Origin of the sequence: Peribacillus sp. Bi96, assembly GCF_918698115.1 — a bacterium.
Classification (GTDB): Bacteria; Bacillota; Bacilli; order Bacillales; family DSM-1321; genus Peribacillus.
In genome coordinates, this window is sequence record NZ_CAKKLV010000016.1 from 1 (window position 1) to 20,906 (window position 20,906).

Here is a 20,906-nt window from a genome sequence, read left to right on the forward strand (position 1 = left end):
GGTCATATGGGTAGCGGTCAAGTTGGAGGCAGTCAAGGTGGCGGAGGTCATGGTGGCGGCGGTCATGGTGGCGGCGGTCATGGTGGCGGCGGTCATGGCGGTAACTGTTTTCAGCATTTCGTTCAGGGCGTTGGCTGGGTATGGGTTTGTAGATAGAAAAAAGACAGCCGATTTATCCGGCTGTCTTTTTTTATCCAAACCTAATCCAATGGGCCTTTACTCGTGAGTCCCCATTAAGCTGCTTTCTAGTTAGATGCTGCGTTCTTTTATTTGCTGGACCATCTTCTTGATAAACGTTTCTATTGTGACATTTTTAACTTCTTGTTCCCCGTATTTCCGGACATTCACTTCATTTTCTTTCTCTTCTTTATCTCCAAGGACCAGCATGTATGGGACACGATGAATGACGACCGGAGGACATTTTTCATTATTTAATACTATCTCTAGCACCCATGAAACTGGTATAATTAGTAAAAAGGAGTCGCTATGAAAAGTTTAAGCAATTGGTCTATCCTATTTGCCATGATTGGCACACTATCATTTTGCTGCTCACTTGCATTACCCAAAGCCTCCGGGCTGCTTATGATCTCAGGAATCGGTGCGTTACTTATGGGTATGGTTTGCAGTTTCGGGGCCATGTATAAAAATGAAAAAGGCAAGACGAAATTTTTGGCCGTGGCTGTATTCTTCCTTTTAAGTTTCATTCTGGTTTGGAATGAACCATTTCAAATTGTCAGGTTATTAACCTGGATGAAAAATTAAAAAACCCGTCCGCGATGACGGGTTTTTTTGTATGTGGTCCTCATGTGATTTAGCATTGATGATCTTCATCGTGTATATGACTTACAAACAATCCCTTAGAATTCTTTACGCTAAGCCATAACGAAAGTCCAGTGGTCCACAGAATTAGCGCGCATCCAAAGCCGAGTATGGATAACGGTGCAATGATTTGGTGCTCCCCAAACATGACAGTCGCTGGCACAATAAACAATGTGACAAGTGCCAATAAACAGAGAAGCACTCCTGTTGCATAGTAAATCCTGATTTGGAAAAGTGACGCCAAAGGTAAAAAATGAATCCCTACAATAATGGCGATGACACCCGGTATTAGATCGGTCTGATCGATCATGTTACAGATGGCAATGGCTGCCCCAATCAGCAATGCTTCGGCAATGAAGACCATATTAAACCAGAATCCGATTCGCTTCAAACGCCTAGCCCCATTTTCTGAAACTTGATTGGACATTTTTTGTGATGCATGAATTAATGAAATGCCGCCTATAACCATTATGATTCCTACGAATATGGCAGCGAGCTCCACGTAAGGAAACCCCCACCCCTGCAATCCCATTACACCGATACCTGCCCACAGCGTACCGAAGAAAGCCATGAAAATGACTCCAATTCCAGAACCGCGAAACGCCTCTTTCGAAATGAGTCTTGAGGTTTGCATCATCAGTTTCCTTTCATCCATAATATTATCGTACATAGATAATAGTATTGCACACCTTCCCCAATTATTCAGCTGCAAAAAAATGATTTAAATACTCTATTGCAAAAATTACCATGCTGCGATATTATGTTAATTAATTAGTGATTGATTAATCACTAATTAATTAAAGTATGGAGGATACAGATGGCCAGACCAAAAAAAGAGAATCGAAAAGATGACATTCTGGAAGCTGGTTTGGAGGTTTTTGCAGATAAAGGCTATTACAATACAACGACCGCCTTAATTGCAGAAAAAGCCGGCATATCCCAGCCATATGTGTTTAAATTCTTTAAAACTAAAGAGGAGCTATTCGTAGCCGCTCTCGATCGAGCATATGAAAGGATCCTGCAAGCTTTTGAAATTGAAGCAGAACCAGAAGACCTTGTTAACGATATGATCAAGATATATGAAGAATTGACTGAGTCCAATCCCAATGAAATTGCGCTGCAGCTCATAGGACTTTCAGTAACGGAAGACGCAATTAGAAACTCTACTCGATTAGGATTAGCAAGCATTAGAAATCACACACTGGAAAAATTTCAATCTGCTGAAATTCCGAATGCCGAGGAACAAGTGTCCACCTTCCTGGCAAGGGGGATACTCTGTAATATTTCCCACTTCATCAATATGCCAGAGCTTATAGATGGCGGGGGCAGGTAAGGACCGATTTTCATCGGTTTCTTATTTTAGACATTTATTTAGTGATTGATCAATAAATAAAAAGAGGATGAAAGATATGAAGAAAGCTATTGTATTAGGAGCAACCGGTGGATCAGGCCAAGTCATTGTATCGGAATTGTTATCCAGGGGAAAAGAAGTCATCGCTTTCGGGCGTTCAAAGAGTAAGCTTGAGCAATTAATGAAACAGCATGGTCATTCGCAACAATTATCATGCAGAATGGGTGACATCTTTGATTACAAAGCCATTGTCGAGGCTGCCGAAGATGCGGAAGCCATTTTCCAATGTGCCAACGTTCCCTATCAAGAGATGGCTTTGAAACTCCTTTCACTTGGGGAAAGTGTAATGAAAGCAGCCGACATTTTAGGTAAAAAGATTGTCATTGTGGATGGGATATATGTCTATGGGCATCAAGTGGCGAAAGGAGATGAAAGCCATCCAAAACAGCCACATACAAAAAAAGGGGAAATCAGAGTGGAATTCGAGAAGCTCATTTTCAGCCAAAAATGGGAAAATGCCAAAGCATTGATAGTCAGGCTGCCCGACTATTATGGTGCCACCTCACAGAACTCCTACCTTCAGCCTACCTTGGATGGGCTCGCTGCGAATAAAACGACCGTCTTTATCGGGGACTTAAAAACACCAAGAGAATATGTCTACTTACCGGATGCCGCAAAAATGATCGTGGAAATAGCAGAAAAAGACGACTCCTATGGAGAGAATTGGAACATCCCTGGCCCTGGTCTGATTTCCGGAAACGAAATCATCCAAATTGCCCGTCAGGTAACGGGACAAAAAAAGATGGTCCTTCCACTTACTAAAAACATCATACAGATACTCGGCTTGTTCAACCCTTTCATGAAAGAAGTAGTGGAAATCATGTATTTAACCAAAGAAGGATTCATCCTGAATGGAGAAAAATATGAAAACCGCATCGGCCCCATTCCTAAAACGCCATACAAAGAAGGGCTGGAAGAAACACTGCGACTTTTAATGAGATAATTGTCGCTTCGTCGATATATTCTTATTTTCGGAGATATAATTGCGATTTTCGTCGATATATTCTTACTTTCGCAGATATAACTGGATTTTCGCCGATATATTCCTATTTTCGGAGATATAACTGAATTTCCATAAAAATCTCCATAAAAAAACCTGAGCCCAATAGGGAATCTCAGGTTTTTTGTCCTTCATATCAAGCTACATCTGATTTATCAAATTGACAATCTTTCAATGAGATTAATTTGGTCTTATGATACACCTTGTATCCTAGCCATATCGCCAGGAATAACGGTAACCCGATATAGGAGACAGCGACGCCATACCAGTCAATGCTTCCCTTTATGAATGCTTCATAATTCTGCCCTGCAATGACACCCATGCAAAGGACGAATGAAAGAATCGGACCGAATGGAAACCATTTTGCTTTATATTTCAATTCGTTCAAGTCACCGCCCTGTGCGACATAGGCCCGTCTAAAGCGATAATGGCTTATGGCAATTCCAATCCAGGCGATAAAGCCGGTTAGCCCTGATGCGTTCAATAGCCATGTGAATACGTGGTCCCCAAAAATGGAGGTCAAGAAGGCTAGCCCGCCAATTAATGCCGTGAGAATCAAGGCATTCATCGGGATCCCCCTGCGGTTGACTTTCGCCAGGAATTTGGGAGCTTGTTTATCCTTCGCCATCGACCATAACATCCGCGTTGATGCATAAAGCCCCGAGTTTCCTGCGGATAGTAAGGAAGTCAACACCACCGCATTCATGACGGATGCCGCGAATGCAAACCCAGCCCGCTCAAAAACGAGCGTGAAAGGGCTTACAGAAATGTTTTCGACATCCCCGTTCAGCAAACTTGGACTTGTATATGGAATCAAGAGGCCGAGTATCAGGATGGCCCCGATGTAAAACAAGAGGATGCGCCAAAATACTTGGCGGATCGCATTCGGAACATTTTTTTCTGGATTCTCACTTTCCCCGGCAGCAATTCCAACCAGTTCCGTGCCTTGAAAAGAAAATCCCGCTATTAGAAAGATACTGATGATCGATAAAAATCCTCCCTTGAATGGTGCCTCCCCCATTGTGAAGTTTTCAAATCCAATCACCTTTCCGCCAAACACCCCTAAAATCGTCAATAATCCAATAATGATAAAGAAAATGATGGCTACGACTTTTATTAAAGCAAACCAGTATTCTGATTCACCATAGCTTTTAATGGATAAAGCATTGAGGATAAAAACGATTCCAAGAAATAATGCGCTCCATATTAGGCTTGGCACATCCGGGAACCAGAATTTCATGATGATGGCAGCTGCAGCTATTTCCACGGCGAGGGTGACTGCCCAGTTAAACCAATAATTCCAGCCAAGTGCAAATCCGAATGCGGGATCTACAAAGCGTGTGGCGTAGGTAGAAAATGATCCCGATACAGGCATGTACGTCGCCATTTCCCCTAAGCTCGTCATAAGAAAATAAACCATGATTCCAATACAGGCATATGCAGCTAGGGCACCACCGGGTCCAGCACTTTGGATGGTTGCCCCGCTTGCCAGAAATAATCCAGTACCGATTGAACCCCCAATGGCAATCATGGTCATATGCCTGGCTTTCAGTTTCCTTTTAACTGTCGGTTCTTGATTATTAATGAGATTCATGTCCATATGGTTCCTACCTCATTTTCTTTTAAAGTTAAAAGTTCAGGAAATAGTAAAAGATATTTGTCTTACCAGAGCAGAGGTCAATAGAGATGAATAGTCTTCCACAATCGCATTGCGGAAGACTATATTTCAACTAAGGAAAATCATTACCGGACATAAGGATTAACCCGCATCATTCGGTATCGTCAGTCTTTTATTATCTGAATATGGCTCGTCCTGTTCAGTTTCCATTCCACACCATTGAATTAAAGTCAGGGCAATGATCTCTGCTGTCGAGAACACATTGTCCAGTAAGATGTATTCATTTGGATAGTGGGCAACCTCGGTTACTCCAGGCCCGAAAACGATGGCAGGCGTTTCACCGACATGTGTCAGCAATCCCCCATCCGTTCCCCATGGAGAGGCTTCAATGACCGGGTCTCGCCCTTCCACTTGCCGGTATTGATTGATGAGCGCATTCATCAATTCATGCTCTGCATCAATTGCCCCTGGAACCCAGCGTGCCCCAAACCATTCCAATTCGGGCGGATGTTCCTTGAACCATTCGTCCCTTTCTTTCAGCTGCAATAACCAGTCCGCCATTTCATTCTTCGCCTGCTCCATCGTCTCCTCCGGTGCAACGCCCATCCTCCCTTCGATCTTTACAAGGTCGGGAACGGATGATGGCCAATTACCACCTTCAATGACACCTAGATTGATTGGGATCGGAATAGGCGTGTTCTGATAAAGCGGATCACTGATACGTGCATTTCGCTTTTCTTCCAAAGTTCGAATGTGATTGATCACGGTCATGCTTTTTTCAATCGCACTAACGCCTTCATACCTAGTTCCGCCATGCGCTGACCGCCCTTTAACATGGATCCGGAACCACATGGAACCCTGCTGTTTCGGGAAAATCCTCATATTCGTCGGTTCAGGGATAAGGGCAGCATCGGCTTTATATCCCCTAAGGACGGCTGCTAATGTTCCTGCCCCGCCGCTTTCTTCTTCAATCACACTTTGAAAAATGACATCTCCTTTTAAACGGATGCCATTTTCCTTCAATGCCTGCATGGCAAGAATCAGGGATACATTGCCCCCTTTCATATCAGTTACGCCGCGTCCAAACATTTTCCCATTCTTTATTGTCCCACTATATGGATCGTCATCCCACTGATCACGATCTCCATCCGGAACCACATCGATGTGTCCGTTCAAGATAATCGAACGGCCGCCTCCAGTTCCTTTCATGATTCCCACCACATTGGGACTGTTGGAAAAGTCATTTCGCGGAGAATAGAAATAGTCATGCTTTTTCAGCTCTCCCCCATCAGGTTCCCAGCTATCAATCTGCAAATCCATTTCCTTCAGTTTTTCGGCGACGATGGCTTGCGCCCCTGCTTCATTTCCTTGCGTACTCGGGGCTTGTACCATTCTTTGTAACAGGTCTGTTCCTTCTTCCCGATGATCCTTGATCCATTGGTTAATCCGTTTTTTTATATCCGGCACATTAATCCTCCTTAATTACACATATTCTCATAGATTACTGAAAGTCCCATTCCCCCTGCCATACACAACGTTACCATTCCGTACTTAACTTGTGAACGCAACATTTCATGCATCAGTGTGACTGTCAATTTTGCACCTGTTGCTCCTACAGGGTGACCTAGTGCAATTGCCCCTCCATTGACATTGACAATATCCGGATTCAAATCTAACTCCTTGATCACTGCAAGTGCTTGGGCAGCAAAGGCCTCATTAAGTTCAAACAGTCCGATATCCTCTAACGATAGACCTGCTTTTGCCAATGCCTTTCGAGTCGCTGGTACGGGTCCAATCCCCATAACTCCAGGTTCAACTCCTGCACTGGCGAAAGCCTTTATTTTCAAGAGCGGTTTTAATCCCTTTTCTTCTACTTGCTGCTTGGACATTAATAGTACAGCTGCAGCTCCATCATTCATAGGACAGGCATTTCCTGCCGTAATGGTTCCTTCATTTTTGAATACTGCTGGAAGACTGGCTAGTTGATCGAGATGAATGTCCTCGCGTACCCCTTCGTCATGGTTGAAGATTTGAAGTCCTTTTCGATCCTTGATTTTAAGCGAAATAATTTCTCTATCAAAGCGACCCTCTACTATAGCTTTCCAAGCCTTCCTGTGGCTTTGATAAGCAAATTGATCCTGATCTTCACGATGGATACCGTATTTTTCAGCCAAGCGCTCGGCAGTTATTCCCATATGCTCATTACCCAAGGAACATATTAATCCATCTGCCAGCAGAGCATCCTCCATCGTTACGTTTCCAAATTTACCGCCCCATCTATTTTTCACGATATAAGGCACATTGCTCATGCTCTCCACTCCGCCGGCAATGATTACGTCTTCTTGACCAGCAGCGATCGTTAAAGCAGCGTTGGTAATAGCCTTTAAACCTGATCCACATGCTTTGATTACAACGTGGCCTGGGACACTGTGTGGGAAACATGCCATCTGCGACGAAATTCGGGCCGAGTTAAGTCCGCCTCCTTGGACATAGCCATGTCCGAAAATCACTTCATTGACCTTTTCTTTACCTAACCCTGAATTCTCCATTAAACCTTCCAATACTTGACGGCCCAATTCGGTAGCTTTAACATTCCGGAGTGATTTTCCAAAGGATCCAACTGCAGTTCGCGCTCCAGCAACGATGACAACCTCATTCATGCTTTTTTCCTCCTCTTACCTATTCAATGGTGTTGACAGCAGCATGGATTTTCAACGTTGCCTCCGTATTCCTTAGCACATCATCCACGGTATATGGCGCCATGACTTCTTTCAGCACCAATCCTTCTTCGGTAACTTCCATGACAGCCATATCCGTAATGATTACATCCACACTCTGCCTTGCCGTCAATGGAAGGGTGCATGTCTTCAATATCTTCGATTCACCCTGCTTATTCACATGATTCATCAAGACGATCACCTTTTTGGCTTTCTGGGCAAGCTCCATCGCTCCGCCCATCCCAGGAACCCGCTTACCTGGGACGATCCAATTCGCAAGATCTCCCTTTTCACTAACCTCCAAGGCACCAAGTATCGTAATATCGATATATCCTTTCCGGATCATCCCAAATGCAGTTGCACTGTCAAAGTATGAAGCTCCCATTACAGTGGTGATCGGGAAACCCCCTGCGTTACAGAGGGCAGGATCTTCTTTCCCCGGATCTGGACTTGGACCTGTACCGAGAACTCCATTTTCCGCATGGAACAGCACATGGATATCTTGTGGTATATGGTCGGCCACCAAGGTAGGGATGCCGATGCCTAAATTGACGATCAATCCATCATGGATTTCCTTGGCAGCGCGTTTCGCGATGCGATTTCGTACATCTACTGCCATGCCCATTTCCAATTCACCCCTTTTGTCGGAATCACCATATCTACATAAATGCCTGGTGTGGCAATACATTCCGGATCCAATTCTCCCGCAGGAACGATTTCTTCCACTTCCGCAATCGTGAAGGCTCCAGCCATCGCCACCAGCGGATTGAAGTTACATGCAGTCTTGTCATACACTAAATTCCCCAACGAATCTGCCTTTTTGGCATAAACGATGCTCACTTCAGAGGTCAAAGCGGTTTCCACCAAAAATTCTTTTCCGTCGATTACCATTTTGTCCTTGCCGTCTTCGGCTATCGTGCCAATCCCGACATCGACAAAAATCCCGCCCAAGCCTACACCGCCGGCACGAATCCGTTCAGCTAATGTACCTTGCGGTGAAAATTCCACCTGCAGCTTCCCTTCAGTCATGAGCCTGCCGGCATTAGGATTGGATCCGATATGTGAGGCGATGACTTTCTTTGCCCTTTCAGCAGTGACAAGCCGACCAATGCCGATATCAGGGAATCCAGTGTCATTGCCAATCAATGTCAGTTCCTTAACGCCCTTGGCAAGGATACCCTGTACGAGCGTGGGAGGAGTTCCCACGCCGCCAAATCCACCATACATGAGCGTGCATCCATCGGAAATATGCTCCAATGCTTCTTCCATGGTCACAATTTTGTTTTTCTTCGTAATGGCCTGCTTCATACCGTTCCTCCTAAATAGCCTGCATGTCCTCAATCAAACCTTCCGCGTGCAGTTCATGCTGCAACTCTTCAAGGGAAGCTTCCAGTATCTTGACGAGACAATCGATTTCTTCATTCGTAATGACCAATGGCGGAGATAAGATAACCGCATCACCAGCAATTCCTTCAATCGCACCTGCAGCAGGATAGATCAACAACCCCTTCGCAAAAGCCTTATTGACAAGCCTTGTAGTCAGGCCGATTTGCAAGTCGAACGGCTTTTTCGTTAGCCGATTGGAGACAAACTCAAGTCCAAGGAGAAGTCCTTTCCCTCTTACATCACCAATGATATCGAATTTTCCAGCCAACGCTTGCAGCTTCTTAAACAGATATTGACCTCTCTCTTCCGCAGCCTGAACTAGTTCATTTCCCTCAATGTAGGAAAGCACTTCCAATGAAACGGCAGCAGATAGAGGGTTTGCACTATATGTGTGTCCAGCCATGATTGATTTCGAGCCTTTTATAATGGGCTCCATGACACGGTCAGTAACCATTGTGGCTGCCATTGGCGTATAGCCTGCGCTCATGCCTTTACCCAATGCGATGATATCCGGAGTGACTCCCCAGTGTTCCATCGCGAACATTTTTCCTGTCCGTCCGATTCCCGTCATGACCTCATCGGCGATAAAGAGAATATCATAGTTTTCGCAGATTTCTTTAATCCTTTGATAGTAGCCATCCCGCGGTGTTACAGCACCAGCGGATGCCCCGATTATAGGCTCTGCGATGAAGGCGGCGATATTCTCGGAGCCGACCCTTTGAATGGCTGTCTCCAGTTCATTTGCACACTGAAGCTTGCATCCGGAAGTTTCATTATTATAAGGACAGCGATAGCAGTAGGGAGCTGATATGCTAGGGAAATCCTCCAATAGCGGAACAAAACGCTTTCTTCTTGGCACATGACCGGACATCGATAAAGCGCCCATCGTAATCCCGTGATAACTCGTCCATCTGGAGATGATACGATTTTTTCGCTCATATCCTTTTTCTTGCCAATGTTGAATCGCGATTTTCATCGCCGTTTCGGTCGCTTCCGATCCGCTATTCACGAAAAATGACCAATTCAAATCCCCGGGAGCCAACTCACTTAGCTTTTTGGCCAATGCCTCTGCGGCTTCACTCGTAAAATGAGAGCGATAGGCAAAAGAAACTTTGCGGGCCTGCTCCGTCATTGCCTCGACAACCTCTGATACACCATGGCCAATACTCGCTGTGACCGCTCCTGATGAACCGTCTATATACTGCTTTCCATCTATATCATAAAGATAAATTCCATTCCCATGAGAGATAGTGGGATAGTCATGATCTAAAGTAGGCTTAATCAAATAATTGCGTGTCATGTCATCTCTCCTTTTAACGTTCGTACCCACTGTGCATTATTCTATTAATCAATTAATTTCCAAAACCAGTTTACCAACTAAAAGGTTCATCCTGAATCAGGATCGATTCTGTAGGGCAGCCTTCCATAGCATCTTGCATGTCATCATGCAGGATTTCAGGAACTTCGGCAATCCCCTGATTATCGTCCAGGATGACGAAAGCGATCCCTTGATCGTCATAATCATAAATTTCAGGACCTGTTGAACCGCATGCCCCGCACGCAATACAGGTTTCCTTATCAACCCATGTGTATTTAGCCATAGAAAAAATCCTCCTACTTGAAAGATAAATCTTTACCCCAAATATTCATGTCCTCATACTTATCCCAAATATTGCAATTTTTCGTTAATCTGCCTCCGTATTCATAACCAAGCTGGTGAAAAACGGCGTTCATGCCCATTGACAAAGATCGTGCCAATGAATACGAACAATAAATATTTTTCCTGATCAGCTCTTGTTCCAATGCGGAGATGAGCACTTTCATGAAACCATGCTTACGATGATTGGGAAGTGTTGCACAGTCTGTTAATTCAGCGTTATGATACATTTCATTCACTTCCGCGGATGCAGCGCTTACGATGGTTCCTTCATATTCGATAACACTGAAGATCGTACCTTCTTCCATCACTTTTTTGATATATCGCTCATCATTCATCGGTGTAGGATAGGTTTCAAAAATAGTACTATATAAAATTGCCAGCTCGTGTGCATCTTCATCCGTAGCGAACCGTAGTGTATAATTCTCAGGTATTTGCTGATTTTCCATCAGTCTAGGAACCCTACTTACATCTTGGATGATTTTATCTTCCTTCACCCAAAAGTCGCTTGTTCGCCTTTCATCCGTTAAATAGAAGGCCATGCAATAGGCATCATTCCCTTTGAAATATCTGCTCATTATTCCTTCCAGCATGAATCCGTGAGCCAATGCAGCAGATAAATCTTCCTGTCGTGCTTTAAGTATCACTTTTGTAAAGCCCTGCTCATGTGCGATGGCAAGCGCATGAGTCACAGCTTTTTTGAAATTCCCCCGATAATCATCCAAACGTAAACGCTGATTGGCATGATCATGATACAGTTCCATCGTATAACAATCCCCAGATTCCATTTGGGTGAAAAAAGGCAGCTTTTGAACAGGCATCATGTCCCCCCCCTTATTTAATGAATTCGGGAGAAGAGATGCATAACATCTGCTTCTCCCGGCATTCTATTTCCAATTGAATATTTGCTTAACAGGCGCCTGAAGAAGCTGATCATACGTAAACTCATCAGGATATTCACTCACATCATATATGGATAAGGATTCATCCACCTTTTGATTCATCGAATCAGACACATAGATTCCACATTCCGGACAATTCACTGCTGGAACTTGAAGGACTTTTATGGAGCGTTTCCCATCAGGCATGATCCAGTAGCAATCCTTCATTTCGCTTTCTTCAACGTTAGGCGCATTACACCACAAGCAATCCATCTTTATTCCTCCTTGCCTTCAGTTTTCACCGAGCCACTTGCGACCATGGCGTTCTTTTTTTCTTGGGATAACCTTAATTTTTCCTTCATTTCATCCCTTTTATCACGGCGATCCTTCAAGGAAGCATGTTCATCAGTGCTTTCATATGCTTTTCTCTTGTCAAGACGACGAAGGCCCTCTGGCACTAAGTTGAATTTCTCGTCCGTCATGAGAGCGGAAATACCGACGGCTTCTTTCCTGTCCTCAGTACCATACACTTCATCAAAGTAAGCATCTGCACTGCCGGCAACATAATTCTTCGGCTCTGGATAACTAGTGATGACACCTTCAAAGTTCCGTAAAACGACTTTATCCGGACTTTGCGAAAGAAGGTAATTCGGAGTCAACGCAATCTTCCCGCCTCCGCCAGGAGCATCCACCACAAAGGTTGGCACCGCATATCCTGATGTATGGCCGCGCAGCGCTTCAATGATTTCCAATCCTTTTGAAACCGGGGCCCGGAAATGGCCGATTCCTTCAGATAAATCACATTGATAAATGTAATAAGGTCTTACCCTTGCTTTAACACAGTCATGCATAAGCTTTTTCATGATATGGACACTATCGTTGATACCAGCTAGGATGACAGCCTGATTACCAAGCGGGACGCCGGCCATCGACAACATATCACATGCTTTTTTCGCTTCATCCGTCAATTCAAGTGAATGATTGAAATGCGTATTTAACCAAATTGGATGGTATTTTTTCAGAATATTACATAAATTCTCTGTAATCCGCTGCGGGAAAACGACTGGTGCACGTGTGCCGATCCGAATGATTTCCACATGCGGGATGGCACGTAAGTTACTCAATACGTATTCGAGAATCTTATCATTGATCAACAGGCCGTCTCCTCCAGAGATCAGCACGTCCCTCACTTCCGGAGTATTCCGGATATATTCAATCGCCCCGTCCAGCTGCTTCTTTGGAACGCCCATGCCAACCTGACCTGAGAAACGGCGGCGCGTACAATAGCGGCAGTACATCGAGCATTGGTTCGTTACAAGGAAAAGCACGCGATCCGGATAACGATGCGTCAAGCCTGGAACAGGTGAATCCTCATCCTCATGCAGTGGATCTTCCAAATCATATCTGGTCTTATTCATTTCTGCCGAAAGCGGTACCGACTGTAAACGAATCGGACAGCGAGGATCATCGGGATTCATCAAAGATGCATAGTATGGCGTAATGTTCAATGGAATCGTTTGGGTCGAAATACGGACCCCTTCCTCTTCATCCGGTGTCAAGTTGACGACTTTTTTCAGATCATCCAATGTTTTAATCGTATTGGTCAACTGCCAAATCCAATCATTCCACTGCTCTTCCTTTACATCCTTCCACAGTTCGATCTCATTATAATGTCTGCGTCCACCAAGATATTCTTTATGTTTTACATCCATTCCCATCAAATTCATTAATAATTCCCCCCCAATATTCTTAAGAACTTATATATATCTACTCGCAAGAATGATGCCAACATCCTCAACTAGGGAAAACAAAGGAAAAAGAGATTTTCACTAAATAAAAACGCAAGAAATTTTTCGTTATGCCTAATATTTTGCAGCCAGATTCTTTGCGCCAGGCTAATCATTGAAAAAAGAGGGTCTCTATACACGAGAGCCCTCTTCAAGTACCTCCTTATTTAGTTGATGATGGCGCTTTCCATTCATTTTGATTCCTTTGATCCTGCCGCATAAACTTTTTCAATACCGTACTTGTTTAACTTATATTGTAATCCCTGTCTTTTAATATTGAGGGCCTCAGCTGTTTTGCTGATATTCCCGTTATATTTCTCAAACATATTGATGATCATTTCCCTTTCCATCTCTTCAAGAACGACCGGTAAATCAATCTTATTCTTTAATGGAGGTTGGGGGCTCTGCGCACTTGAGGCAGAATATTTTCCTGAAGGGAAGAGATAAGCAGGAAGATGATGCTCATCAATCATATCCTCCCCCGCATCCATGACGTTAAATGCCAACTCGATGGCATGTCCCAGTTCACGAATGTTTCCAGGCCAAGAATATTGAAGAAGCCGTTGCATTGCCTTTTGGCTGACTCCGCGTACTTCTGAAAAGAATGATTTGTTAAATTTCCGAATAAAGTGATCGACGATTTCCGGTATATCCGTTTTACGCTCCAAGAGAGAGGGCATTTGGATCGTCACGACATTCAAACGAAAAAATAAATCCGAGCGAATGATTCCACGCTCTAACGCCTCGTCTGGAGAGATGTTCATCGCAGCAATGATTTTTACATTAATTTTTTGCTCCTTCGATCCTCCAACACGGCGTACCTCACCTTCTTGCAGCACTCGCAGCAATTTTGCCTGCAGGCCAAGGTCAAGGCTATTCAATTCATCAAGAAACAATGTACCGCCATTTGCCTGTTCAAAAATACCCTGCCGGTCCATCGCTCCGGTAAAAGCCCCTTTTGTCGTGCCAAACAGCAGTCCCTCCATCAATTCCTTTGGAACAGCCGCACAATTTTGCGCAATGAATGGTTGATTTCGCTGAGCACTTACATTATGTATACTTTGAGCGACCAGTTCTTTTCCTGTCCCCGTCGGTCCATAAATCATCACCGGTGAATGTGTACGAGCCGCTTTTTTCGCCAATGAAACCGCTTGCTGAAAAGCCGGGCTGCTACCGATTAAATCACTAAAATGATAGGTCGCCGTCCCTTCAAAGAACTTATTTTTCTTATGGGTCTCAACCAGCTGGGAACGCAAATCAACAATTTGATCATACATGTTCATGACCTTGGTAATATCCTTTGCGATTTCCACTGCCCCAATAATTTCACCGTCCTCGTATAACGGATACGTACTATTGATGGAAGTTATTTTTTTCTCTTTTAAATTGACATACGTTTGAATGGACTCAATCGTTTCGATGCCTTTATCCAAGGCTACATGCAGCGTACTGGATTCATCAGTCAATGAAGGATAAAGCAAAAAGATATTCTCACCCAACACCTGCTCCCGATCAAGCCCGTCGATATGTGCCATCATTTCATTGTAGAATACGGTATCCCCATCTTTATTCACGATATGGACACCCACATTGATCACATTCAATATCCATTCAAATTGAGTGGAAAACTGATTTACTGAAGATTTCATTTCTTCATCTCCGTTCTCTGCCATTTGATAGAATCACCTGTAAATTATAGCATTTAATGGGAACTATTCATCTCTTTATCTTGAATAATTTAAAAACCAAAATTTGCCTAAAAATAAAGGTAAATCCACTATCTTCAAAGAAAGTTTAAATAGAAAAAATGAAACGAAAGGGGTGATTGGGATTTCAAAACGAACGAAAGAAACCAGGATAGAAATTAAACCTTGGAATGATAAGGACCTTGATTTACTTTTTCAACTAAATATCCCAGAAATGATGGAGCATCTAGGTGGTCCAGAAAGTAAAGAACAAATTCTGAAACGCCATCAACGATATCTTCAGCTTGAGGATAAGGGATGTATGTATAGCATCATCCTATTTCCAGAGGCAGAAACAGTTGGTTCCGTTGGCTACTGGCAAACCGTACGGAATAATGAAAATGTATACGAAATCGGCTGGAGTGTCCTCACTTCCTATCAGGGGAAAGGAATCGCATCCGTTGCCGTGAAGGCTCTCATAGCCAAAATCAAAGCCGAACGAAAATACAAATATATTCACGCATTCCCTTCCATCACTAATCCTGCTTCCAATGCAATTTGCCGCAAGCTAGAATTCACACTCCTCTCTGAATGTGAATTCGAATACCCTCGAGGAAGCTTTATGCGATGCAATGATTGGCGCTTGGAAATTGTTTAGGTCGAATTAATTGGATCATGGTACGGATTAATTGGGGTATGATAAATACTCTCGGTGTAGACGGAATATTCCGAGGTAGGTCGAATTATGCCGGGTTTAGGTGAATTATTTCCCGGGAAAGTCTAAATATTCTGGGCGTAGGTCGAATTATCTTGGTGTGGGTCGAATTCTTTTCGGTGTAGGTCGGCTAAGATGCCAATCCGCGAACATTCACGTTTCACATTTGATGTTATTGTTCTCATTTTCTAGCAAACCATTCATTCCATGTTTGTTTACCTGCTTTTTTATCTGCAGAAATCTTTCTTGCTCTTTGGAAATTAAATAATGCCGCCTCGGTATTTCCCCCGAATTTTGCGTCATGGGGTCCGGGGTTAAATCCTTCCATATATAGCGCTGCTTGCAGGATCCATGTGATATTGCAGGTGGCGCCTTTTTTTAAGGTGACGATCGCCGCCTTCGTTTTGGGTCCCCATTTTCCATCAACAGCAAGCTTTTTATTGAATTGCTTATTTAGTTCCGTTTGCAAACCTTTTATAAGGGCCGATCGAGTTTTAGGACCATTAACCCCATCCACAGCAAGTGCCGCTTTATACCGGCTATTTAACGCTTTTTGAATAAAAATTATATGGCCATCTCCTTTGCTGGTCTTTGATAGTTCAGTATCTTCGAGGTTAAAGGTAAGTTGAGGGTCTTTCCCTGCCTGTAACTGTGTAAGGGATAACCCGCCCGTCATCTCCAAGTGAGGATAATCCTTGAATGAAGTCCAATCCCCTCCCCAGTTAAATCATAACTCTTTGCCTATAGCAGCCACACGCTGCCACTTTGCATTCATTGTCCATATTGCGTTCTTCCCATCATCACTCACAAGAAAAAAATCAATAGCGAGTCCAAAATTATGATAAGATTGGCCTGGCTTTGCGTTTGTCACTTTAGGTTTAGCTAGATTACTATAATCTTTTCCATTGTAGCTATAAACTCGTCCTTGACCATAAAGCACAGCTTGTTCTTCAAAAGAGCGATGACCCGCACTTATCTGTACATAAATCCCTTCATTATAAGCACGTTCCACCATTTCTAATGCTGATTCCTTCACCACTTGATCCATCCCTTTGCCCATCTTTTTCACTGATCGATTCAATAATGTTCGTAATGCCACTGTCACCCTAATCCCTCCTTTTAAGTTCCCTTTCAGACTTTATATAAGCTTTTTTATCGGAAAAGTAGCATGCATGGAAAAGCTTTCACATTATTGTTGATATTTGAACAAATAAAAGAGACCACTTGTTGTGGTCTTAGACTGTAGATAAACTCGATAATAATTAAGTTTGTCTACAGTTTTTTTTAGGTTTTTAACATTTGACCGTTGCGTTCCCACTCCAGGCACTAGCTTTCCGCGGGGTCTCCCTTGGACGCGCTTTTCTAAGCAGGAGTCTCGTACCTTCCGTTCCAATAAACTTTTTTTAAAATTTAGCTGGAACCCCTTTTGTCTACAAACTCAGACCACTTATTGTGGTCTTATTTCGTTCGCTATGGACTATACGGGCATGTTAAAAAAGGCGTTTTTAGAAATTTTTTTATAAAAGAAGGAGAATTTTTCATAATGTCTTGTTTTATAGGCACTCGCATAGAAAATGAATAGTTGAATATCAGTATAATGTGGAAAATTTTGGTGGTACAAGGTATTTCCACATGTTACAGTAATAAGTATTGGGATATTTTCCATTTTACAAATATAAAAGGAGGCCTCGTCATGATTATTAAGTGGGTTAGACTACGATAATTAAAGGGGCAGGCCCATCATGCTCCGGAAAAAATTTATTGATCTGCGCATTAGATAATATTTAATACGGAGGTAAATAACATGAGTGAACAGATACTGAAAATAAATAAAGTGGATATATGTACAGAAAGTTTTGGAGACTCTAAGGACCCTGCTGTGCTTTTGATCATGGGAGCGATGTCTTCATTAGACTGGTGGGATGAGGAATTCTGTCTTCGCCTCGCTGATCAGGGGAGGTTTGTCATTCGGTATGATCATCGGGACCTGGGGCGATCGACCGTTTATATGCCCGGAACTTCCAACTATACAATAACGGACATGGCTGACGATGCCGCGGGTGTCCTTGACGCTTATTCCATAGAGCAGGCTCATATCGTTGGAATGTCCCTAGGCGGTTTGATCGGCCAGATACTTGCCTTGAGATATCCGGAACGCGTATTTACGCTTACGCTAATTGCATCAAGTGTGTTCGGGACTGTGATGGAAAAACTGCCTCCGATGGACCAGAGCATACTGGATTACCATGCGAAAAGTGCTTCCTTAGATTGGTCAAATCGGGAGGCGGTCATTCCCTATCTTGCGGATGGATGGAAAACTTTAGCCGGTTCCAAACATTATGAGCAGGAAAGAATATATAAACTGGCAAAAAGAGAGGCGGACCGTGCCAAACAGCTACCGAGCAGGTTTAATCATGCCATGCTGCAAGGAGGAGACGTATATTACGATAGAATGGATGAGATCAGCGTACCTGTCCTCATTATTCATGGTACAGAAGATCCAGCCCTGCCATACGAGCACGGTCTTGCTCTTGCGAAAGCCATCCCTCATGCTGAATTAGTTACTCTTGATGGATCAGGGCATGAGATTCATAGTGAAGACTGGGACGAAATTATAGATTCAGTTATAAAGCTTAGTTCGCAATAAAAGAATCAGTCGAAAAATTTAGCCATTATGTAAGACGGCTGCAATTTGGAAGATGAATAACCCTAATAAAAGCCCCCTTTCTCAGAGTTACAAACGAGAAATGGGGCTTCCTTTACTTCATTGGTTAATTCAAATGCGTGGTACTGTTTAAAAATCTAATAAGTTTATATGGATGTTCGGTATACTCAAGAAGATGTATACCTGTATTATTAGAATTGAACCACACATCATTAATTTCGTGTGGAAATTGAAGAAAACTTTCAATTAGTTTTGTAATCATCCCCCCATGGGATACAACAGCAATTCTTTTATAGTTTGCACTGTTTTCTCTAATATAGGAAAGTACATTTTGAGCTCGTAATGTAAAATCAAATTTACTCTCCAAATCTTGCATCTCTCGCAACTCATCTAAGAATGTTACTGGACATTTGATAGTATTCGATAAAGTTTCGGCAGTTTTACTAGCCCGAAGCAAGGTACTTGACCATATGAATTCTGGTGGAAACTCTTCTAATACACGTCTGCACATTTTTTCTACTTGTTCAACTCCCTTACTAGTTAGTGGTAAATCTGTAGTTCCTTCGTAATTTTCTTCTAGAAAATCGTCTTCTGACTCACCATGTCGAATTAATAGTATCTGCATGATAACACCTCAATTTTGTTTATTTATCCAAATTAGTAATTCTATTCAACTTTAATAAAACCTTTAAAAGAATAAAAACCGAGTATTTGTTACCAATTAAAATCCTGCATTAAATATTGCTTTTAACTTCATTGCATAAGAAACGCAGAAGATATTAATACTATTTGAGAAATAAAGGAATTTTACAGATTTTATCTGCTATCTGAAACAAGTATAGGGTGATGAAAATGTGGAAAACGATTGTTTCCTACCTTCCAGAATGGCAGGTTTTTATACAAGCTTTTATTGCGTTTTTTATTCCGTTTCTAATCAGCAAATTGTTTATTTTGCTACGTACCTCAAAGGATGAGTGAAGATAATGAAAGAGTGGATATCAAAGATTGGTAAAAAAGGGAAAGTTACTAATAATGACAAACTAGAAGCAACTACCTCCCAAGATACAACGGGTCAGTTTACAGATAATTTCATTTTAAATCTTGAAATGGTCAAGCAAGAAATTGGCCATAATTGGGATGTGCATTTTCGGGAATTTAATTTAGGGCGTACAGGTATAAGGTCCATTATCATTTTTGTGGACGGACTATCGGATAAAGACCTCATTGATAAGCATATTATGCCATCATTGATGGTTGATTTTTCAGCAGAATATAAACAGGACCTTCCTTACCTCAAAGGAGGCATTTCAAAAGAGTTTATAAAAAATGAAGTGTTATCCATTAGTGAAGTGGAGGAAGTTCGTTCCATTAAAGAGTTTACATCAAAAGTACTAACAGGCTCTACCGCTCTTATAATGGATGGATCATTGAATGCGTTAATCCTTGGAACTACAAAACTTAAAACAAGGACAATTGAAGAGCCGGTATCAGAGGCATTAGTCAGAGGCCCACGGGTCGGTTTCACTGAATCATTGAGTGATAATACATCCTTTTTAAGGGGTAGTGGTGAAATTGAGAATTTATCATTAGTAAAATTCCAAGTAGGAAAGCGTTCAAAAAAAGACTTGGTTGTCGCTTACATAAAAGATATTGTTGATCCCGAATTAGTTCAAGAGGTAGAAAACCGAATTAAGAAAATCGATATGGATAGTGTGCCTGAATCAGGTTATGTAGAGCAACTTATCGAGGATAATTACCTTAGCCCTTTTCCGCAGGTACAGAATACAGAGCGTCCGGATCGCGTGATCGCTGCTTTGATGGAAGGTCGAGTGGCCATCTTATTAGATGGTACGCCCTTTGCTTTGATCGCTCCGGTTACCTTAAGCATGATGTTGCAATCACCAGAAGATTATTATGAAAGGTGGATTCCTGGCACATTCATACGAATGCTTCGTTACCTCGCAGCTATTCTAGCTCTTTTTACCCCGTCTTTGTATATAGCTTTTATCTCATTTCATTCAGGGATGATTCCGACCAAACTGGCCATCTCCATTATAGGAACCAGGTCCGGGGTTCCGTTTCCGGCACTTATCGAAGCATTATTCATGGAAATATCCATCGAAATTTTGAGGGAAGCAGGACTGCGCTTACCTAAGCCAATCGGTCCAGCAATGGGAATCGTCGGCGGTTTAATCATCGGGGAAGCTGCTGTACAGGCCGGGATCGTTAGCCCTGTTTTGGTCATTGTAGTAGCGTTAACCGCTATTTCATCATTTTCCATTCCGCAATATAGTGCTGGGTTTACAATACGGATTCTTCGTTTTCCCGCAATGCTATGTGCTGCCACATTTGGATTATACGGGGTCATTCTCTTTTTTCTTTTCATGGCCAGCCATTTAGTGAAATTAAAAAGCTTTGGTGTACCTTTTTTAAGTCCAGCCGTTCCTTATCGCTTAAGTGAATGGAAAGACCTGATGGTTCGCATGCCGCTTATGATGATGAAACGCCGTCCAAAGATGATGCATACAAAAAACCCCATACGTAAAGGATAACCTATCGGTGAAA

22 protein-coding genes are annotated in these 20,906 nt (G+C 42.8%); 6 read left to right on the forward strand and 16 right to left on the reverse strand.

Features of this window, described 5'->3' with window-relative positions; genetic code table 11:
* Window positions 1-249 precede the first annotated feature (249 nt).
* Complete coding sequence (locus tag LQ203_RS18115) at window positions 250-450, reverse strand: His/Gly/Thr/Pro-type tRNA ligase C-terminal domain-containing protein (protein WP_230159931.1); 201 nt, start codon at window positions 448-450, stop codon at window positions 250-252.
* Window positions 451-486: 36 nt separating this feature from the next.
* Between LQ203_RS18115 and LQ203_RS18120 the strand changes: the two genes are divergently transcribed.
* Complete coding sequence (locus LQ203_RS18120) at window positions 487-762, forward strand: hypothetical protein (RefSeq protein WP_230159935.1); 276 nt, start codon at window positions 487-489, stop codon at window positions 760-762.
* A 49-nt stretch (window positions 763-811) separates the two neighbouring features.
* On the opposite strand, the gene LQ203_RS18125 is transcribed toward LQ203_RS18120, so the two are convergent.
* Entirely contained in the window at window positions 812-1,453 is a 642-nt protein-coding gene (locus LQ203_RS18125) for a hypothetical protein (RefSeq protein WP_230159937.1), read from the reverse strand.
* A 183-nt stretch (window positions 1,454-1,636) separates the two neighbouring features.
* Here LQ203_RS18125 and LQ203_RS18130 point away from each other — a divergent pair, with 183 nt between their 5' ends.
* On the forward strand, window positions 1,637-2,152 hold the full coding sequence (locus LQ203_RS18130) for a TetR/AcrR family transcriptional regulator (protein ID WP_230159939.1): 516 nt from the start codon (window positions 1,637-1,639) through the stop codon (window positions 2,150-2,152).
* 76 nt (window positions 2,153-2,228) lie between these two features.
* The gene (locus LQ203_RS18135) at window positions 2,229-3,173 is read left to right on the forward strand and encodes an SDR family NAD(P)-dependent oxidoreductase (protein ID WP_230159941.1); all 945 of its coding nucleotides are present in this window, start codon (window positions 2,229-2,231) and stop codon (window positions 3,171-3,173) included.
* Window positions 3,174-3,366: 193 nt separating this feature from the next.
* Here the strand turns inward: LQ203_RS18135 and LQ203_RS18140 are convergent, their stop codons facing one another.
* The 11 genes from LQ203_RS18140 to LQ203_RS18190 all read right to left on the reverse strand — a co-directional run bounded on the left by LQ203_RS18140 (window position 3,367) and on the right by LQ203_RS18190 (window position 14,949).
* Complete coding sequence (locus tag LQ203_RS18140; RefSeq protein WP_230160186.1) at window positions 3,367-4,824, reverse strand: amino acid permease; 1,458 nt, start codon at window positions 4,822-4,824, stop codon at window positions 3,367-3,369.
* A gap of 165 nt (window positions 4,825-4,989) precedes the next feature.
* The gene (locus LQ203_RS18145; RefSeq protein WP_230159943.1) at window positions 4,990-6,315 is read right to left on the reverse strand and encodes a peptidase; all 1,326 of its coding nucleotides are present in this window, start codon (window positions 6,313-6,315) and stop codon (window positions 4,990-4,992) included.
* A gap of 11 nt (window positions 6,316-6,326) precedes the next feature.
* Window positions 6,327-7,508: a thiolase family protein gene (locus LQ203_RS18150; RefSeq protein ID WP_230159944.1), complete on the reverse strand. Its 1,182-nt coding sequence runs from the start codon at window positions 7,506-7,508 to the stop codon at window positions 6,327-6,329.
* A gap of 19 nt (window positions 7,509-7,527) precedes the next feature.
* Window positions 7,528-8,190, reverse strand: coding sequence for a 3-oxoacid CoA-transferase subunit B (locus LQ203_RS18155; protein ID WP_230159946.1), 663 nt, complete (start codon window positions 8,188-8,190; stop codon window positions 7,528-7,530).
* A complete protein-coding gene (locus LQ203_RS18160) occupies window positions 8,175-8,873 on the reverse strand; it encodes a CoA transferase subunit A (protein ID WP_290370613.1) in 699 nt (232 codons plus the stop codon). Before LQ203_RS18160 ends, LQ203_RS18155 begins: the two co-directional genes overlap by 16 nt.
* A gap of 10 nt (window positions 8,874-8,883) precedes the next feature.
* The gene (locus LQ203_RS18165; protein WP_230159948.1) at window positions 8,884-10,251 is read right to left on the reverse strand and encodes an aspartate aminotransferase family protein; all 1,368 of its coding nucleotides are present in this window, start codon (window positions 10,249-10,251) and stop codon (window positions 8,884-8,886) included.
* Between the two features lie 70 nt (window positions 10,252-10,321).
* Entirely contained in the window at window positions 10,322-10,552 is a 231-nt protein-coding gene (locus LQ203_RS18170) for a ferredoxin (RefSeq protein WP_061464616.1), read from the reverse strand.
* Window positions 10,553-10,565: 13 nt separating this feature from the next.
* Window positions 10,566-11,429: a putative beta-lysine N-acetyltransferase gene (ablB, locus tag LQ203_RS18175; RefSeq protein ID WP_230159949.1), complete on the reverse strand. Its 864-nt coding sequence runs from the start codon at window positions 11,427-11,429 to the stop codon at window positions 10,566-10,568.
* Between the two features lie 66 nt (window positions 11,430-11,495).
* Window positions 11,496-11,762, reverse strand: coding sequence for a YokU family protein (locus LQ203_RS18180; protein WP_230159951.1), 267 nt, complete (start codon window positions 11,760-11,762; stop codon window positions 11,496-11,498).
* A 2-nt stretch (window positions 11,763-11,764) separates the two neighbouring features.
* Window positions 11,765-13,201, reverse strand: a complete 1,437-nt coding sequence (gene ablA, locus LQ203_RS18185) for a lysine 2,3-aminomutase (protein ID WP_230160189.1) — start codon at window positions 13,199-13,201, stop codon at window positions 11,765-11,767.
* 266 nt (window positions 13,202-13,467) lie between these two features.
* Window positions 13,468-14,949 carry a sigma 54-interacting transcriptional regulator gene (locus tag LQ203_RS18190; RefSeq protein WP_230159953.1) on the reverse strand — a complete coding sequence of 494 codons (1,482 nt, stop codon included), beginning with the start codon at window positions 14,947-14,949 and terminating at the stop codon, window positions 13,468-13,470.
* 148 nt (window positions 14,950-15,097) lie between these two features.
* Between LQ203_RS18190 and LQ203_RS18195 the strand changes: the two genes are divergently transcribed.
* On the forward strand, window positions 15,098-15,619 hold the full coding sequence (locus LQ203_RS18195; protein WP_230159955.1) for a GNAT family N-acetyltransferase: 522 nt from the start codon (window positions 15,098-15,100) through the stop codon (window positions 15,617-15,619).
* Between the two features lie 238 nt (window positions 15,620-15,857).
* Here LQ203_RS18195 and LQ203_RS18200 read toward each other — a convergent pair whose 3' ends face one another.
* Together LQ203_RS18200 and LQ203_RS18205 are read right to left on the reverse strand one after the other, a co-directional pair.
* Window positions 15,858-16,352, reverse strand: a complete 495-nt coding sequence (locus tag LQ203_RS18200; RefSeq protein WP_230160191.1) for a peptidoglycan-binding protein — start codon at window positions 16,350-16,352, stop codon at window positions 15,858-15,860.
* Window positions 16,353-16,403: 51 nt separating this feature from the next.
* Window positions 16,404-16,781, reverse strand: coding sequence for a M15 family metallopeptidase (locus LQ203_RS18205; protein WP_230159957.1), 378 nt, complete (start codon window positions 16,779-16,781; stop codon window positions 16,404-16,406).
* Between the two features lie 699 nt (window positions 16,782-17,480).
* Here LQ203_RS18205 and LQ203_RS18210 point away from each other — a divergent pair.
* Complete coding sequence (locus tag LQ203_RS18210; protein ID WP_230159959.1) at window positions 17,481-18,323, forward strand: alpha/beta hydrolase; 843 nt, start codon at window positions 17,481-17,483, stop codon at window positions 18,321-18,323.
* Window positions 18,324-18,447: 124 nt separating this feature from the next.
* Here LQ203_RS18210 and LQ203_RS18215 read toward each other — a convergent pair whose 3' ends face one another.
* Window positions 18,448-18,966, reverse strand: coding sequence for a histidine phosphatase family protein (locus LQ203_RS18215; protein WP_230159961.1), 519 nt, complete (start codon window positions 18,964-18,966; stop codon window positions 18,448-18,450).
* Between the two features lie 358 nt (window positions 18,967-19,324).
* Here LQ203_RS18215 and LQ203_RS18220 point away from each other — a divergent pair, with 358 nt between their 5' ends.
* Window positions 19,325-20,893 carry a spore germination protein gene (locus LQ203_RS18220; RefSeq protein WP_230159963.1) on the forward strand — a complete coding sequence of 523 codons (1,569 nt, stop codon included), beginning with the start codon at window positions 19,325-19,327 and terminating at the stop codon, window positions 20,891-20,893.
* Window positions 20,894-20,906 lie beyond the last annotated feature (13 nt).

Excerpts from the sequence above, each read along its gene's own strand:
- LQ203_RS18120 (WP_230159935.1), top strand. The coding sequence starts at position 487 with ATGAAAAGTTTAAGCAATTGGTCTATCCTATTTGCCATGATTGGCACA.
- LQ203_RS18125 (WP_230159937.1), bottom strand. The coding sequence starts at position 1,453 with ATGCAAACCTCAAGACTCATTTCGAAAGAGGCGTTTCGCGGTTCTGGA.
- LQ203_RS18130 (WP_230159939.1), top strand. The coding sequence starts at position 1,637 with ATGGCCAGACCAAAAAAAGAGAATCGAAAAGATGACATTCTGGAAGCT.
- LQ203_RS18135 (WP_230159941.1), top strand. The coding sequence starts at position 2,229 with ATGAAGAAAGCTATTGTATTAGGAGCAACCGGTGGATCAGGCCAAGTC.
- LQ203_RS18140 (WP_230160186.1), bottom strand. The coding sequence starts at position 4,824 with ATGAATCTCATTAATAATCAAGAACCGACAGTTAAAAGGAAACTGAAA.
- LQ203_RS18150 (WP_230159944.1), bottom strand. The coding sequence starts at position 7,508 with ATGAATGAGGTTGTCATCGTTGCTGGAGCGCGAACTGCAGTTGGATCC.
- LQ203_RS18155 (WP_230159946.1), bottom strand. The coding sequence starts at position 8,190 with ATGGGCATGGCAGTAGATGTACGAAATCGCATCGCGAAACGCGCTGCC.
- LQ203_RS18160 (WP_290370613.1), bottom strand. The coding sequence starts at position 8,873 with ATGAAGCAGGCCATTACGAAGAAAAACAAAATTGTGACCATGGAAGAA.
- LQ203_RS18165 (WP_230159948.1), bottom strand. The coding sequence starts at position 10,251 with ATGACACGCAATTATTTGATTAAGCCTACTTTAGATCATGACTATCCC.
- LQ203_RS18170 (WP_061464616.1), bottom strand. The coding sequence starts at position 10,552 with ATGGCTAAATACACATGGGTTGATAAGGAAACCTGTATTGCGTGCGGG.
- ablB (WP_230159949.1), bottom strand. The coding sequence starts at position 11,429 with ATGCCTGTTCAAAAGCTGCCTTTTTTCACCCAAATGGAATCTGGGGAT.
- LQ203_RS18180 (WP_230159951.1), bottom strand. The coding sequence starts at position 11,762 with ATGGATTGCTTGTGGTGTAATGCGCCTAACGTTGAAGAAAGCGAAATG.
- ablA (WP_230160189.1), bottom strand. The coding sequence starts at position 13,201 with ATGGATGTAAAACATAAAGAATATCTTGGTGGACGCAGACATTATAAT.
- LQ203_RS18190 (WP_230159953.1), bottom strand. The coding sequence starts at position 14,949 with ATGGCAGAGAACGGAGATGAAGAAATGAAATCTTCAGTAAATCAGTTT.
- LQ203_RS18200 (WP_230160191.1), bottom strand. The coding sequence starts at position 16,352 with ATGACGGGCGGGTTATCCCTTACACAGTTACAGGCAGGGAAAGACCCT.
- LQ203_RS18210 (WP_230159959.1), top strand. The coding sequence starts at position 17,481 with ATGAGTGAACAGATACTGAAAATAAATAAAGTGGATATATGTACAGAA.
- LQ203_RS18215 (WP_230159961.1), bottom strand. The coding sequence starts at position 18,966 with ATGCAGATACTATTAATTCGACATGGTGAGTCAGAAGACGATTTTCTA.
- LQ203_RS18220 (WP_230159963.1), top strand. The coding sequence starts at position 19,325 with ATGAAAGAGTGGATATCAAAGATTGGTAAAAAAGGGAAAGTTACTAAT.